General features: G+C 44.2%; 10 protein-coding genes. 4 read left to right on the top strand and 6 right to left on the bottom strand.

Going from position 1 to position 13,500, the window contains the following annotated elements:
• Nucleotides 1-263: 263 nt before the first annotated feature.
• The gene (nadC, locus tag ACT3S4_RS09850; RefSeq protein ID WP_444760972.1) at nt 264-1,124 is read right to left on the bottom strand and encodes a carboxylating nicotinate-nucleotide diphosphorylase; all 861 of its coding nucleotides are present in this window, start codon (nt 1,122-1,124) and stop codon (nt 264-266) included.
• A 170-nt stretch (nt 1,125-1,294) separates the two neighbouring features.
• Nucleotides 1,295-2,371 (bottom strand): NUDIX hydrolase, encoded by a 1,077-nt coding sequence (locus ACT3S4_RS09855; RefSeq protein WP_444760973.1) that lies wholly within the window; start codon nt 2,369-2,371, stop codon nt 1,295-1,297.
• 270 nt (nt 2,372-2,641) lie between these two features.
• On the opposite strand from ACT3S4_RS09855, the gene nadA reads away from it, so the two are divergent.
• The 3 genes from nadA (at nt 2,642) to ACT3S4_RS09870 (ending at nt 6,670) form a co-directional block, all read left to right on the top strand.
• A complete protein-coding gene (gene nadA, locus ACT3S4_RS09860) occupies nt 2,642-3,781 on the top strand; it encodes a quinolinate synthase NadA (protein ID WP_444760974.1) in 1,140 nt (379 codons plus the stop codon).
• A 1-nt stretch (nt 3,782) separates the two neighbouring features.
• Nucleotides 3,783-5,699 carry an L-aspartate oxidase gene (gene nadB / locus ACT3S4_RS09865; RefSeq protein WP_201559980.1) on the top strand — a complete coding sequence of 639 codons (1,917 nt, stop codon included), beginning with the start codon at nt 3,783-3,785 and terminating at the stop codon, nt 5,697-5,699.
• A 77-nt stretch (nt 5,700-5,776) separates the two neighbouring features.
• Nucleotides 5,777-6,670 carry a phosphatidate cytidylyltransferase gene (locus tag ACT3S4_RS09870; RefSeq protein WP_201559951.1) on the top strand — a complete coding sequence of 298 codons (894 nt, stop codon included), beginning with the start codon at nt 5,777-5,779 and terminating at the stop codon, nt 6,668-6,670.
• A 7-nt stretch (nt 6,671-6,677) separates the two neighbouring features.
• On the opposite strand, the gene ACT3S4_RS09875 is transcribed toward ACT3S4_RS09870, so the two are convergent.
• Genes ACT3S4_RS09875 through ACT3S4_RS09885 form a run of 3 tightly spaced genes read right to left on the bottom strand, consistent with a single transcriptional unit; the run spans nt 6,678 to nt 11,471 of the window.
• Complete coding sequence (locus ACT3S4_RS09875; RefSeq protein WP_201559952.1) at nt 6,678-7,493, bottom strand: SDR family NAD(P)-dependent oxidoreductase; 816 nt, start codon at nt 7,491-7,493, stop codon at nt 6,678-6,680.
• Nucleotides 7,494-7,501: 8 nt separating this feature from the next.
• Nucleotides 7,502-8,692, bottom strand: coding sequence for a patatin-like phospholipase family protein (locus tag ACT3S4_RS09880; protein WP_444760975.1), 1,191 nt, complete (start codon nt 8,690-8,692; stop codon nt 7,502-7,504).
• Nucleotides 8,685-11,471, bottom strand: a complete 2,787-nt coding sequence (locus ACT3S4_RS09885) for an alpha/beta fold hydrolase (protein WP_444760976.1) — start codon at nt 11,469-11,471, stop codon at nt 8,685-8,687. Before ACT3S4_RS09885 ends, ACT3S4_RS09880 begins: the two co-directional genes overlap by 8 nt.
• A 269-nt stretch (nt 11,472-11,740) precedes the next feature.
• Between ACT3S4_RS09885 and ACT3S4_RS09890 the strand changes: the two genes are divergently transcribed.
• On the top strand, nt 11,741-12,652 hold the full coding sequence (locus tag ACT3S4_RS09890; RefSeq protein ID WP_201559955.1) for a lysine exporter LysO family protein: 912 nt from the start codon (nt 11,741-11,743) through the stop codon (nt 12,650-12,652).
• A 282-nt stretch (nt 12,653-12,934) separates the two neighbouring features.
• Here ACT3S4_RS09890 and ACT3S4_RS09895 read toward each other — a convergent pair whose 3' ends face one another.
• Nucleotides 12,935-13,414 carry a hypothetical protein gene (locus ACT3S4_RS09895; RefSeq protein ID WP_201559956.1) on the bottom strand — a complete coding sequence of 160 codons (480 nt, stop codon included), beginning with the start codon at nt 13,412-13,414 and terminating at the stop codon, nt 12,935-12,937.
• Between the last annotated feature and the right edge of the window lie 86 nt (nt 13,415-13,500).

The raw sequence follows: 13,500 nt of genomic DNA on the forward strand, positions 1-13,500 counted from the left end.
GGGCAAAAAGATAAGGTCATCGTGCGAGTGCAACGATGACCCAATAGATGGTTAACAATAACTTTGTAGCTTATATTGTATCATAGGCAGATAAGCTAATTAAATCATTAACTTTGCTTACCTTTCTGACAGCAGACTATCAACGAAAATAGAGGCTCAACATTGACCTATCAGCCACTATTTGGCGGGTAAATAACCTCATAAAGCTTAATCGCTAAAACAAATATGTGAAGACAGGTATGTGAAGACAGCCATGTTGAAAATCATGCGCTAAAATCAAGACCGATATCTAATGCCGTGGTACTGTGCGTCAAATAACCCATGGCAATAAAATCAACACCCGTTTTTGCTGCTGCTTGCACCGTTTCAGGAGTAATACCACCTGAAGCTTCTGTTCTCGCGCGACCTTTACACATCGTTACTGCCTGCAATAGTATTTCAGGGGACATATTATCTAATAGCACCAAGCTCACGCCAGCGTCTAGTGCCTGCGCTAGTTGCTCTAAAGTATCGACTTCTACTTCGATGGGTATTAAATGCCCAGCAAAATATTGGGCTTGTTTAATCGCAGTCTTTATATCACCAGCGATAGCAATATGATTGTCTTTGATTAAAATAGCATCATCCAGTCCCAGACGATGGTTGCGCCCGCCGCCGCAGCGTACCGCGTACTTTTGTACAATGCGCAAGCCTGGAATAGTCTTACGTGTACAAGTAATTTGCGCAGGATACTCTGCCACACTATCTACAATTTTTCTGGTATCTGTCGCAATACCACTCAAGTGGGTCATAAAATTGAGCGCGGTACGTTCTGCTGTCAGCAAATGGCGGGCATTACCACGCACACTAGCCAAGACTGTACCTGCATCAACCCATTCACCATCAGCAACTTGAGCCACAAACTCAATCTGAGGATCAACCATGGCAAACGATAAACGTGCCAAATCCATACCACATATCACGCCTGCTTGCCGCGCTTTAATCTCTAGCTTCGCTTGCATATCGGCTGGAATGGTGGCTTGTGATGTGACATCTCCGCGTCTGCCCAAATCCTCAGTTAGCGCAGCTTCAACCAAAGGTCTAAGCAATACATCATCCAATGCTGGTTCTTTTTTAACTGTCATCTTTAACCCTTAAATAAACGTGGCGTTCATATATGCTTATGCAATTAAACTCAAAATGAGCATAAATATAGCGTAAAGTTAACAGCCTCGCAAGGAACCGTCATCATTTTGGGCAGCCGACAGGGTTTTATAGTCATAAAAATAAAGATAGCAAGGTAGTCTATTAACTCCTATTTACGCTTAGGCAACTTACTATCCATCAATAAGCTTTGTAGTTCAATATCATGACGAAATCGATAAAGCTTGGCAGGGCGACCACGTTGGGCACTACTACTCTGCCCTGTCTCCATCACAAGTTTTTGTGAATCTAGCAAACGACGGAAATTTTGCTTGTGCAAGCGCACTCCTGAGAGCGCTTCTACGCTTTGTTGTAATTGTGACAAGGTAAATACATCTGGCATCAAGCCAAAAATAAGCGGTCGGTACTCAATTTTGGCACGCAGCCGTGAAATAGCCGTTGCAATCACTCGGCGATGATCATAATACATTGGCACCCCAATGAGCTGTGACCAGTTTTCAGGTAGCTTATTTTGATGGCTCGGTTGGTGAGCACTTTGATGATTCATTGAATAGCTGGGTGGATAGTTTGGTGCTTCCGGTATCAGTCCCGCTTCATACAGCATCTCATAGCGCAGTAACACATGCTCAGCGACCCACTCTCTATTTTCATAATGATCGTATGCTGTGTATTCATTATCCGCATTTTCACTTGTGGGCATATCACCCACTAAGAGCGCTTCACTTACACCCCAACATAGACCAATACGCTGACGGCGGCGCTGCTGAATGCCTGAATCTTTAGCGCTATCTGCCCAACTCAATAATGCTGGCACAATATTATTCATAATGATGCTAGGTATGCCATCCAAATGATTTTCCCAAGGAAAGTAATCATACCAATCGCGCCACAATGCTTGGCTTTGTAGCTGCGGCGTTTGTGTCTCTTGCACCAGTCCCAAATAGCTCACGTAGACCAGTGCGTGACCATCAACATTGCGCCTATTGGTATCGACAAAGGTATAGAGTTGCTCCAAATAACCAAGTGGTTGCTGTGTTTGCTCCTCAACCCATTGGCGCACACCCGCTTGCAATGAGCGATGCAACGGCATCAATGGACCATTGGGTAACAGCTTTCCTTGATCAACGGTTAAGACCCGAGCGGTATGCTCAGTAATGGCGACTAGCACGGCCACGACTTCTGTGGTGCCACTACCTTGCTGATGCGCGTGTGAATAAGACAACGTCATGACTTTAGTGATTACCTTTTATTTTAATTATTAAATAAAGCTCAACTGCTAAGCTGTTGACCATTTGCTCAGTATAGCTTGAATCAACGATTATCATAGTTCGTGGTTGTAATTATATAAAATGAGTCTTTATAAATCATAAATGTATAAAAAATACTTGTATTTATGCTCAAAATGAGCATAATTAAAACATCTGACTAGCCAACGATATTAATTGACTTATTTTTAGCGGCATATTGCTTGTCGTTACTGCCTAAAAGGTTTGCATTTATGAAAACTTATCCTTACGACGCGCCCATCATGAGCAATGACAATCGTATTGCTACTCAAATGAATATTGAATATGCCAAAGCTAAAATGCCAGCAGACTTGCCGCGTGCTGAACGTCTCATAGTCGAGGAAAACATTAAACAGCTATTAAATGCGCATAATGCAGTATTGGTCGCCCATTATTATGTCGACCCCTTTATTCAGGATTTGGCATTGGCAACGGGCGGTTGCGTGGGTGATTCGCTGGAGATGGCACGCTTTGGGCAAGCGCATAGCGCCCAGACGTTAGTGGTCGCTGGCGTCCGCTTTATGGGCGAATCCGCAAAAATCTTAAGTATGGAAAAAACCGTACTGATGCCAGACCTAGAAGCCGAGTGTTCGCTTGATTTGGGCTGCCCTGCTGACGAGTTTTCCGCATTTTGTGATGCTCACCCTGAGCGTACAGTCGTGGTTTACGCCAATACTAGCGCCGCCGTCAAAGCCCGTGCCGATTGGGTGGTGACGTCATCCATTGGCATCGATATCATTCGCCATTTGCATGCGAATGGTGAAAAAATTATTTGGGGGCCTGATCGCCATTTAGGTAAATATATTGCTGCTGAGACTGGCGCAGATATGCTGCTTTGGCAAGGCTCGTGCCTCGTACATAATGAGTTTAAGGCGACCGAGCTGATTCAATTAAAAGAGGATCATCCAGAGGCCAAAGTATTAGTGCATCCTGAATCCCCTGATAGCGTGGTGGCGCTGGCCGACGTGGTCGGCTCGACCAGTAAGCTGTTGCAATCGACTTATGAGATGGATGCCGATACCTTTATCGTCGCCACCGATTTGGGTATTTTGCACGAAATGCAAAAACGCTCACCATATAAGCGCTTCTTAGCTGCACCTACTGCAGGTGAAAGCGCCAGTTGTAAGAGTTGCGCGTTTTGCCCATGGATGGCGATGAATGGTCTACAAGGTATCGAGCAATGCCTGATCAATAATAGCGGTGAAGTATTAATGACACCTGAGCTGGCAGTCGCGGCTAGAAAACCCTTGCAACGCATGCTTGATTTTGCCGAAACGCAGAAGCAACGTGTGGCAACGAGCGGCGATATTGTCAAAGACCGTGAGTTATTTGCCAATGTCGGGGCTGCCTAATATGAGCGCGGCATTGACAGCGGAATCATTAGGTCTCGATAGCCCTGCTGCTATAGTACAAACGGACGTGCTTATCATTGGCGCGGGATTAGCAGGCTTAAGCACGGCTCTAGCATTACCAAAATCGCTGAATATTACTGTATTGAGCAAAGCCGCCTTAGAGATTTGCTCCAGTCATTATGCCCAAGGTGGCATCGCGGCAAGCTTGGATAAAGAGGACTCTGTCGCTGACCATATTGCCGATACCCTAATCGCTGGCGCAGGGTTATGCGAAGCTAATAATACCAGTCGCATTTTAAGTGCCGGGCAACAGGCCGTTCAATGGCTATGTGAGCAAGGTGTGCCTTTTACCCAAATACCGCAAGAAGATAATGCAGAACCTGTCACCAAACTACAGACTGAACTACAAACTGCCGACTTACATTTAACCAAAGAAGGCGGGCATGGTTGCAGGCGGGTCGCACATGCGGATGATGCGACTGGTCGACACATTATGGAAGCCTTGACTATAAAGGCGCAAAACGCTGCTAATATCACTATTTTGCCTTATCATGAAGCGCTGAGCCTTTTAACAAATAGTGCCAATCCAAATAAGCAATGCCAAGGGGCGCAAGTTTTTGATCATAATAATCAACGACAACTGACTTTTTATAGTCACGCAGTCGTACTGGCTAGTGGCGGTTTAGGACAACTGTTCAAGCGAGCCAGTGCACCAAATGTCTGTGTTGGCGATGGTGTGATGATGGCATGGCAAGCAGGCTGTCGCTTAGCAAACTTGGAGTTCATTCAATTTCATCCAACAGGTTTAGCGTTAGATGACAGCAGCTTTTTGATATCGGAAGCACTACGCGGTGAAGGTGGGCGGCTGACCTGTCCGCAAACTGGCAAGCGCTTTATGTTAAAAATTGATGAGCGGGCAGAATTGGCACCACGCGATATCGTCGCTCGCGCCATCGCTGAGCAGATCAGTAATAACGGGCTTGGCTACGTACATTTAGATGTCAGTCATTTGCCAGAACAGTTTTTACGGGAGCATTTCCCACAGATTTATCAAACATTATTCAACCTCGGCATTGATATGACTAGGGAACCTATCCCCGTTGCCCCGACTGCGCATTATAGTTGCGGTGGCGTGGTTACTGACGCCAATGGTTTGAGCGATGTGATAGGTTTATATGCCGCAGGCGAAGTTGCCTATACAGGTTTGCATGGTGCGAATCGCTTAGCAAGTAATTCACTTTTAGAATGCGTAGTCGTTGGGCGCAATATCGCTGCTGACTTACCGCGATATTTAAAAGCATTAGACAATCTAGATACCGTTGACGTTTATGATAATTTACATTTATCAGCAACTGCCATTTGGACAGCACCAACGCTCAAAGATATTCAAACTATTAAGCTTCCTTCTTCTCCTACCATTCTATTTAATTTATCTCATTGTGATGACACTGATATCGTTACCCGCGATTATGCGGGCAAAATAGTCACAGAATTAAAAGTTTTAATGACCTCTTATATGGGTATCACTCGAAATGCCGAATCATTAGAGCAAATATTAATACAGATACAGCAATGGCAACAGTGGCTTGAAAAAACTAGGTTAAATCAGTCCAGTATGAGTACTTTAGATGGCACTATCACTGCTAATGAGCTGGCACTATTTCAATTAGCACGACAATTACAATTAGCCACGTTGGTTATTCAGTCAGCTTATCAGCGTTATGAGAGTCGCGGTGGTCACTATCGTCAAGACTATCCACATTTGGCATCCACACCTCGAACCAGTGTGATTGCGCCATTATCGAAGTTGAGAGAAGCTGACAAAACAGGCAGCAAAGAGGGTGGCATTGATTGGCTGCTTCAGCCTATAATCGATGACACAGAGGCTAGAGTGGTAAATACAGTTGCTAACATCTAACAGCAATTGGAGGCCGCCACTTTAGCCATGAAAAACGGTAACTTGCCGTTCTTTATTGACCTTGAATTGCTAAAAATATGGCTACTGATTTGCAGTTTGTGATCGGACTTATGATGGTCGTCAGTGTGACTTGGGGCATGCTTGCCCTACCTCGCTTACGTCAGCGCTTACCGAAAATCTATTTAATCGCGCGCTCATGGTGGCTCATGTTAGCGGCGCTTTGCGCGTGTTACGTTATCGCTAAGGTAACGAATAATAGCCAACCCATGCAGCCTCCTACCTACCCTTATCAGTGGCTGCTCATCGCTTTTTTCGTTTTAATTGGTTTGCGTGGCTGCTATGAGATTAAACGTTTGTGGTGCTTACATAGCAAGTCGGTGCTGATTAAAAAGCTGCAAGCACGTGGTTTACAGCCCATGACCATACCTTTTAGCCAAAATCCTGCGCATTCCTCTCAAACTTATACGCGTCTAAATCTGTTAGACCTAGTCTTTAGCTCTGCTTTTCTCACACTGATTGTCAGTCTTATTGCTTTAAAACAATTAATCTGGCAGCGCGAGCAGTATGGCGTTTTATTTTTTGTGTTATTCGCCAGTCAATTTAATGATATTGCCCAGTATTTATGCGGACGATTGCTTGGTCACAAGCTGTTTACGCGTGGTCTTGCCCCAATTATTAGCCCGAATAAAAGTATCGAAGGCGCTCTTTTCGGCAGTATGCTAGCGGCGATATTGGCAACACTATTAGGCATTTGGCTCACGCCTTTTAACTGGTGGATTTGCTTATTAGCCGCTTACGGCTTAGCGGTCAGTGGTATCGCTGGAGATTTATTAGAGTCCGCCTTTAAACGTCAGCATGGGGTGAAAGACACGGGTACGATGCTCGCCGGACATGGCGGCGTATTGGACAGAGTAGATAGCTTGCTCATTGGCGTGCCGCTATTTACCTTGTTTTATTGGCTGCTTGGGTAAGCTGTTATCAAGTCGTTTTATCCAACTTACTGCGTAATATCCAATTAAGCACAGGCTTAGGCAAATGATTGAGCGCCCGAGTAATATAGCGCATGGAGCGTGGAAATATGGCCAGCTCAATATTTTTATCAATGGCTTGCATAACATTCTCAACCGCCGTTTGCGTACTGATGATGGATGGCTTATGACTGGCATCGCCGTTATTCAAATCGCGTAATGCTTGGGTATCGATGTAGCCTGAGGCGATGCAATTGACTTGAATAGGATAAGGCATCAGCGCCGCTCGATAAGCGCTAGCAGTCGCAATCATCGCGCGTTTGCTTTTGGCATAAAGGCTAGCATAAGGGTACTCCATAGTACCAGCGATAGACGCGATACAAATCAGGCTCAGCCTACTTTTTCCCTCGAAATCTATTGACCGACTTTCACGCTTTAACTGCTCACTTGCCCATCTAAAAACCTGCTCAAACGCTTGCAGATTAATTGCTAGCATTTTATCGCTGTCAGCTTGATTGAGATGATGGACACGCTCATTGGTATAACTGCCTGCACTATAAATCACTCTTTGAAAACTGCTATCTGACAAGTTATCTACCAACGTTTGTGTTTGCGCTCTATCGGTTAAATCACAGCAGTGAGTAACAATGTCAGGATGCTGACTATTGATATGGGCTATCTTCTCTACGCTATGACCAACCACGCTCACTTGCCAGCCAAGCGCCTGATGATGCAGCGCCAACGCCAAGCCAAGTCCACTCGTACCACCAAAGACGATAATATGCGATGGCTTATGAGTTGAAGTCGACTGTGTGATGTTTTTCATTTTAGAGTTCATAGACCATGCTGCTGTATATAGTCAGCCGTACGCTGATACCCATACTGCCATTGCACCTGCATCTGCTGTACAAAGCCATCATAGTCACTGTGAATGAGTTCAACCGTCATTTGATTTATATTAAAACGCTTTTGTACATGCTGTCCTGCCAACTGCTGACCATTATCTGCAAAGGGTAACCAATGCAATTGATGGCTATTTCTTTCTGACTTCATAAGTGATGACGTTTCCATTGGCTGATAACCATGCACCTGTGCCAAACGCTCATTTGGGTCAAAACCAAAAACGCGTTGAATGGCTGGTGCGGCAAGCCATGAATCATAACCTGCCTTGGTCTCTGCAAATACCGTCTGTCCTAGCTGACATGCTAGCTCAACGGGCGTGAGATTAATCACTCCGCCCAAGCACCAGCCAAGCGTTTCAATATGCGTTGGCGGTAGATAATACATATCTGCCATAGAAGCACGAACCGCTGGATTGAATTCCCACTGCTTTACGATATTTACTGACTGATGAATACGCCTATCGGCAAACGTATGCGCAGGTGCGTTAAGTATTTCATCAAAATGCTCTGATACTGCCAAACACGGTGGCGCAAATAACAATTCTTGCAGCTTAAACTCATCGTAAACAGAACTATCAGTAGTAAGCGTTTGATCGGCTGTTTGATAAAGTCGGCTAGCAATAATGGCTATCTCTGGCGCGGTAGGGTTATATAGATTATTGTGATTAGGAGAAAAATGAGACAATTCATCGAGCCATTGCCCCTCGTTATCTATCCGAAACATCGCTAAATACTGCAACTCATCCAATAGTCGTTTGTAGCTGTCTGATTGCTGCTGTTTTTGTCTTTTACCTCTTTGTTTTGATAACTGCCAACGTTTAAGCGCCTGAGTCATATAACGTATCTTTAATCGCCTATTGGCTTCGTCTGGCGCAACATGTCTGATTGCCGTAATGACACGATACAACTCACGGCTGCACATGAGCTCCTGCAAATCCTTGGGATCAGGCGCTAGATTGACCAGATAAGCCGACAGACTGCCACCGCAAGTGCCGACGATGACATCTGGCTTCAAATCATGAGCAACCAATGCCGCATAGCTGCCCAAATAATAGGCGAAACGTGAACCGCCCCCTGAAAAAAGTTGCACACGCTCATAGGGCTTGGCATGCGTATTATTCATGATTGGTTGAGGTGACTTTAATTGCCAATGACACGGTAAAGATACCAAAACGATCGATACGCATAGCGACTTTCTTAAAGCCAGCATTCTCAACCAATTGATCCATTTCCGCTTGTGAGCGACAGCGCATCACCCAACTACTGCCGCGATGATTGTTTAAGGTTTTACTAATGAATTCCTGCTCAGGATGCCACGGCTGATTGGTATAAAGTAAATAACCATCAGATTTTAAACTGTCATAAATGCCTGCCAATGCTGTCGCTGGTAGTGTATTGTCAGAAAACAATTCAAACACGCCAGAGGCGATAGCAATATCGAATTTTTTATCATCAAGACTTTTAGCATTGGCACTTCTCTTCTGCATATTAGAATAACTGGCAGGGTCAAACGCATCTTTTTGACAAGTAAGGACACGATCAGCAATCTCTAACTGCTCCGCCTTTGCCTGTAAGGCTTGGATATTATGCTGCTCATAATCACGTAGCTCAGCATGCAAGTTGGTAAACTCTATTAATAAATCAAACGCATAAAAGCCATGCCCACTAGCGATATCGAGTAGTTTTGGTTGGTATGGTTTAGTACTGCTCTGGTTTTTGTCTTCAATATCTGCCAGAGCCTCCCGTGCGAGTTCTAATATATGCTCGCGGCGAATACGAATCCCCTGCCAGCCTATATTACTAAGATAAAATTTATCGACCGCCTGCCCAAATTTATTTTGACCACTAGGCTGATTATAATAAACGTGATCGAGCGAATGCCCCGAATCAAAGCCATGCTCCAGTCCTGTAGCAATCGCGTCGCTGACATGACCAAATTTTTGCATGGCAAATCGAGTAATGGCAAAGCTCGGATTAAAAGGCTTAATCGCTAAACGGTCAACCTTATCTTTACTGGCACTATTCATATGCGCCAAGCTCAAATCAGGCGCTTCAATGTCCTTACTGAATACCTGCTCAGCGAACTCGATACAATCTGCAAAGACGTCTGCCTTATTGGTCTCATGGAAGATTGCATGATAGCTATCTGGATATAACTGCCAGCGTTTATTGGTCGTATTAATCGCCTCATAAAAATCGCGCTCTGCCTGTTTATCGACCACGTAATCCTTACCCGCACATAATACAAACGTCGGTACATTAATAGCGCTAGCATCATCGAGCAAGCGTTGACCCGTTGCATGAGTATCGATGAGCAAGTCGGTCGAGATGCTATTAGATATCAGCGGGTCGGCATTATAAGCTTGCTGTGCGTCTTTATCATGAGTCAATACTTGCGCTTTGACGTAACTGCTCACGCGTGACATCAGTCCAAGCGCGCGAGCCACCTTTAACGATGGTATGGCAAATGGCATGTACAAGCGGATACTCAACGCTGGTGTACCCAATATCATTCCGCGAATGTTGGGTGCGTAATCATGTACCCATGCTGCGGCGAGTACTGCACCGATACTACTGGCGACGATTAAGGTATCCTCGATAGCAATGCCCGTTTGCCCGATAACCAATTGCACAAAACCATCTAAATCACGCTCAAGCTCGGTGACGCTTTCTGCATGATCCTTGATACCACCCGAGCGCCCATTACCGCGCGCATCCCAAGCAAATACTTGATAGCCCGCCATGGCAAACTGCTCCCCAAGTTCTGCTAAGCGTCCCGAATGCTCGTGACCACGATGTAACAGAATGACTTGACGCAGAGGCTGACTGGCTTGTTTGATACCCTCTAAAGGTGTCGTTAACCAATAGCGATAATATATTGCCGTGCCATCGTAAGCGTTATAGCAACTTTCACCGCTTATCAATTTGGAAGACGATAAATTGAGCGTATCACTAACCTGCTCCACTTTTTCATGACTATTGAGAGGGGTGGTCGGCATTATCTTAGGCTCCAAAAAGGAAGTTTTAATAGCAGAATTTGATAAAGGGGCATTTAATGAAGAAAAATTTGATAGAGGATAGCTTAATAAAGAATAATTTGATGAAACAGCATCGAAAAATAGCGTATTGGATTGACCAACATACATTTGGTAACCAAGCGGAAAAATAGATTTGTACGATGGCTCTGGTATTAACTCAAGAGTTTCTGAGTAATTTGAACGAAGCGCGGGTGGTTTACGTATCAAGTATAAATCTGCCATATAACGCAGGCGATTCAAGCAGGTTTTTAATAGTAGTGCCTCTGTCAGTATCAATAGTGGACGCGCTTTGATATGCGATAGCATGATCGGCATTTTAGTCGCCATGAAAGCGCCAAGCAAACCTAGTAAAAAAGCACGATCGCTTTTGCCTAAAGGCCCTTGGTTTGCTCTAATGTCTAACATCGTATTACTAGTGATACCTAGTAACTCAGTGCTGATACTAAGCGCAATCAGACCGATAATATGACGCTGATGGATTGATATACGGTTTGGTAAATTGACTGTCGACGCTTGTAAATTACCATTAGCAACATGCGGAGCTAAACTTGCGATAAGCGCCGTATCAGCCACGATATCACCCACTTCATTAAGCACTGCCCCAAGCCTTGAGGCTTGCCCATGCTCACGCGCCATCATGCCATCGATAGCATTGAGCGCCATACGCACAAACAGTGATGAAGGTAACAGCAACCATAATGCCTGCTGCTCAGTTGCGGGTTTGGCAATCATATAGGCCGTACCAAGGCTCAATAATACGGCTGACACCGTCACTTGATTTGCTGTCACCTTTTGCTCGACCAACACATCACTTATTGGGCGCAGCTGATCTTGAAACTGAGACTTGAGCTGATATAGCGACATGAGGCAAGCCAAATATAGTAAGTCTATTAATGTAGCAACAAAAGTTGGTCAGGTAAATACTTAAGCGTTGTTAGCAGTCAAATTATCATGAATGAAATCCTGACTTACAGCTTAGTGATTCACGATTTTATCTTAACACTGAATATTTGGTCGTTAAACAGTCGGCTTTTACAAGGAATCTTAGCCGCTCATGTCAGCATTGATCGTTTCATGTGATACAATTTCCAGCTTCTTAAAAACGCCTTTGAAAATGCCGCGAGCCAATCACCATGCAAAGCCTAGTTACCCTTGTTCTGGTATTAATGCCAATGTTTATTGGCTTTGCCATTCCTTCTCATCCAACCATGACAAAGCTTGCAGATAAAGGCTTATCTTATCTGGTATTTATCATCTTAGCGCTGATTGGTATCGAGCTGTCACAAGTTGAAGGACTTGGCAGTCAGATAGGCGAAATTGCGCTGTATGTGACCATACTATCGATTTTGACAATTGCCAGTGGTTTGTTTGCCCTGATGTTATTTGACCGACTGCGCCCATGGCATGCCAAAAAACCCAGCGTAAAATCTAAAGAACATCGCGTGAGCATCCGTGGTAGCCTCGCTCAAGTCGTTTGTGTGGTCATTGGTATGGTGATTGGTTATTTCTTACCAGACAATTATATACCGCCTGAAAATACCATGACGGTGATGCTGATGATATTAATTTTGTTGGTCGGCATTGGCTTAAAAGGCTCAGGTATTACGCTAAAAGAAGTGCTGCTGAATAAGCGCGGCGTTGAGATGAGTGTCATTTTTACACTAGCTGTCTTGGTTGGTGGCTTAATATTTGCGCTGATGTTCAGTGAGGTATCGTGGACCAAAGGCTTGGCACTGGCGTCAGGATTTGGTTGGTATTCGTTATCAGCGATTGTGATGACTGATGCTTATGGCGCGGTTTGGGGCAGTGTCGCGCTATTTAATGACTTAGTGCGTGAGTTTTTTGCATTGATATTTATTCCCGTGTTTATGCGTAAATATCCATCAGCAGCAGTTGGGCTTGGCGGCGCGACCAGTTTGGATTTTACCCTGCCAATTATTCAACAATCTGGCGGTCTAAAAGTAGTGCCATTGGCAATTAGCTTTGGCTTTATTATTAATATTGTCTCGCCTGTGCTGATGGTGGTGTTTTCGGCGTTGGGGTAAGGTTAAATTTTGATGATTGGTAGTCATTAACCATCATCTGCAACGTTATTCAAATAACTCACAGTGCTTGGCATATTCACCATATTTTTGCATATCAGAATCATATTCAAGATTCATCAAATCATGAACTTCACTACTCGCCATTAAAGTTGCGCGGCGTTGTTTTGCCTCAATACTTTTAAGATTGAGCTTTTCAAAACTTGGATCTATAAACGCTGTATCTGTAACTATAATCTTATTTGAGCACTCATAAGTACGGATACGCTCAGCATCGATATTATATTACAACACTAAATTATTCTTAATAATTAGCGCGCGATTGCGTGATAAAGAATCGAAACCAAAAGTCGCTAAAGCATCTTTATCTATTTCACTTGTCGCTGCATGACCGAAAATAAAAACATTGGCTTTTGGGCGATCATTAAGACTTTCTGCTATTTTCACAAATACTGCATCATAGATATCAAATAGCTGACTGCTCATTTGCGAGAAAACCCCATTGAACTCCATTTCAAGTGCCTTGCCTCCCTCAATTATTATTTCACAGCCTTTAGCATCAATTACTACATTGGGTCGCGTTTCAGGGCATTCGTCTATAGCATCAAGCACACCATCGCCATCTAAATCGCTATCTGCCTGCATCGTTCTGATATTTTCATCTTTAGGTAGCTTTTTAGACGGCGCAGTTGTATTAGTTTGGCAGCCAGCTAAACCAATAAATAATGCCAGTAGCAATAAATTTCCATAGTTTCTAGTTGTCATTGCTACTCTCTTTTCATTCAGAATAATTTAAGGCTTTATCTGTCATCACTTTCAGTTTTTTTGAAATGTTTAATATATTACTTAAC

The sequence above is a fragment of the Psychrobacter sp. AOP30-A2-5 genome (assembly GCF_052378115.1).
Lineage (GTDB): Bacteria > Pseudomonadota > Gammaproteobacteria > Pseudomonadales > Moraxellaceae > Psychrobacter.

Bases quoted from the DNA above. Each gene is read 5' to 3' on its own strand.
- ACT3S4_RS09895 (WP_201559956.1), bottom strand. From the start codon at position 13,414: ATGACAACTAGAAACTATGGAAATTTATTGCTACTGGCATTATTTATT.
- ACT3S4_RS09885 (WP_444760976.1), bottom strand. From the start codon at position 11,471: ATGTCGCTATATCAGCTCAAGTCTCAGTTTCAAGATCAGCTGCGCCCA.
- nadB (WP_201559980.1), top strand. From the start codon at position 3,783: ATGAGCGCGGCATTGACAGCGGAATCATTAGGTCTCGATAGCCCTGCT.
- ACT3S4_RS09855 (WP_444760973.1), bottom strand. From the start codon at position 2,371: ATGACGTTGTCTTATTCACACGCGCATCAGCAAGGTAGTGGCACCACA.
- nadC (WP_444760972.1), bottom strand. From the start codon at position 1,124: ATGACAGTTAAAAAAGAACCAGCATTGGATGATGTATTGCTTAGACCT.
- ACT3S4_RS09875 (WP_201559952.1), bottom strand. From the start codon at position 7,493: ATGAAAAACATCACACAGTCGACTTCAACTCATAAGCCATCGCATATT.
- nadA (WP_444760974.1), top strand. From the start codon at position 2,642: ATGAAAACTTATCCTTACGACGCGCCCATCATGAGCAATGACAATCGT.
- ACT3S4_RS09880 (WP_444760975.1), bottom strand. From the start codon at position 8,692: ATGAATAATACGCATGCCAAGCCCTATGAGCGTGTGCAACTTTTTTCA.
- ACT3S4_RS09870 (WP_201559951.1), top strand. From the start codon at position 5,777: ATGGCTACTGATTTGCAGTTTGTGATCGGACTTATGATGGTCGTCAGT.
- ACT3S4_RS09890 (WP_201559955.1), top strand. From the start codon at position 11,741: ATGCAAAGCCTAGTTACCCTTGTTCTGGTATTAATGCCAATGTTTATT.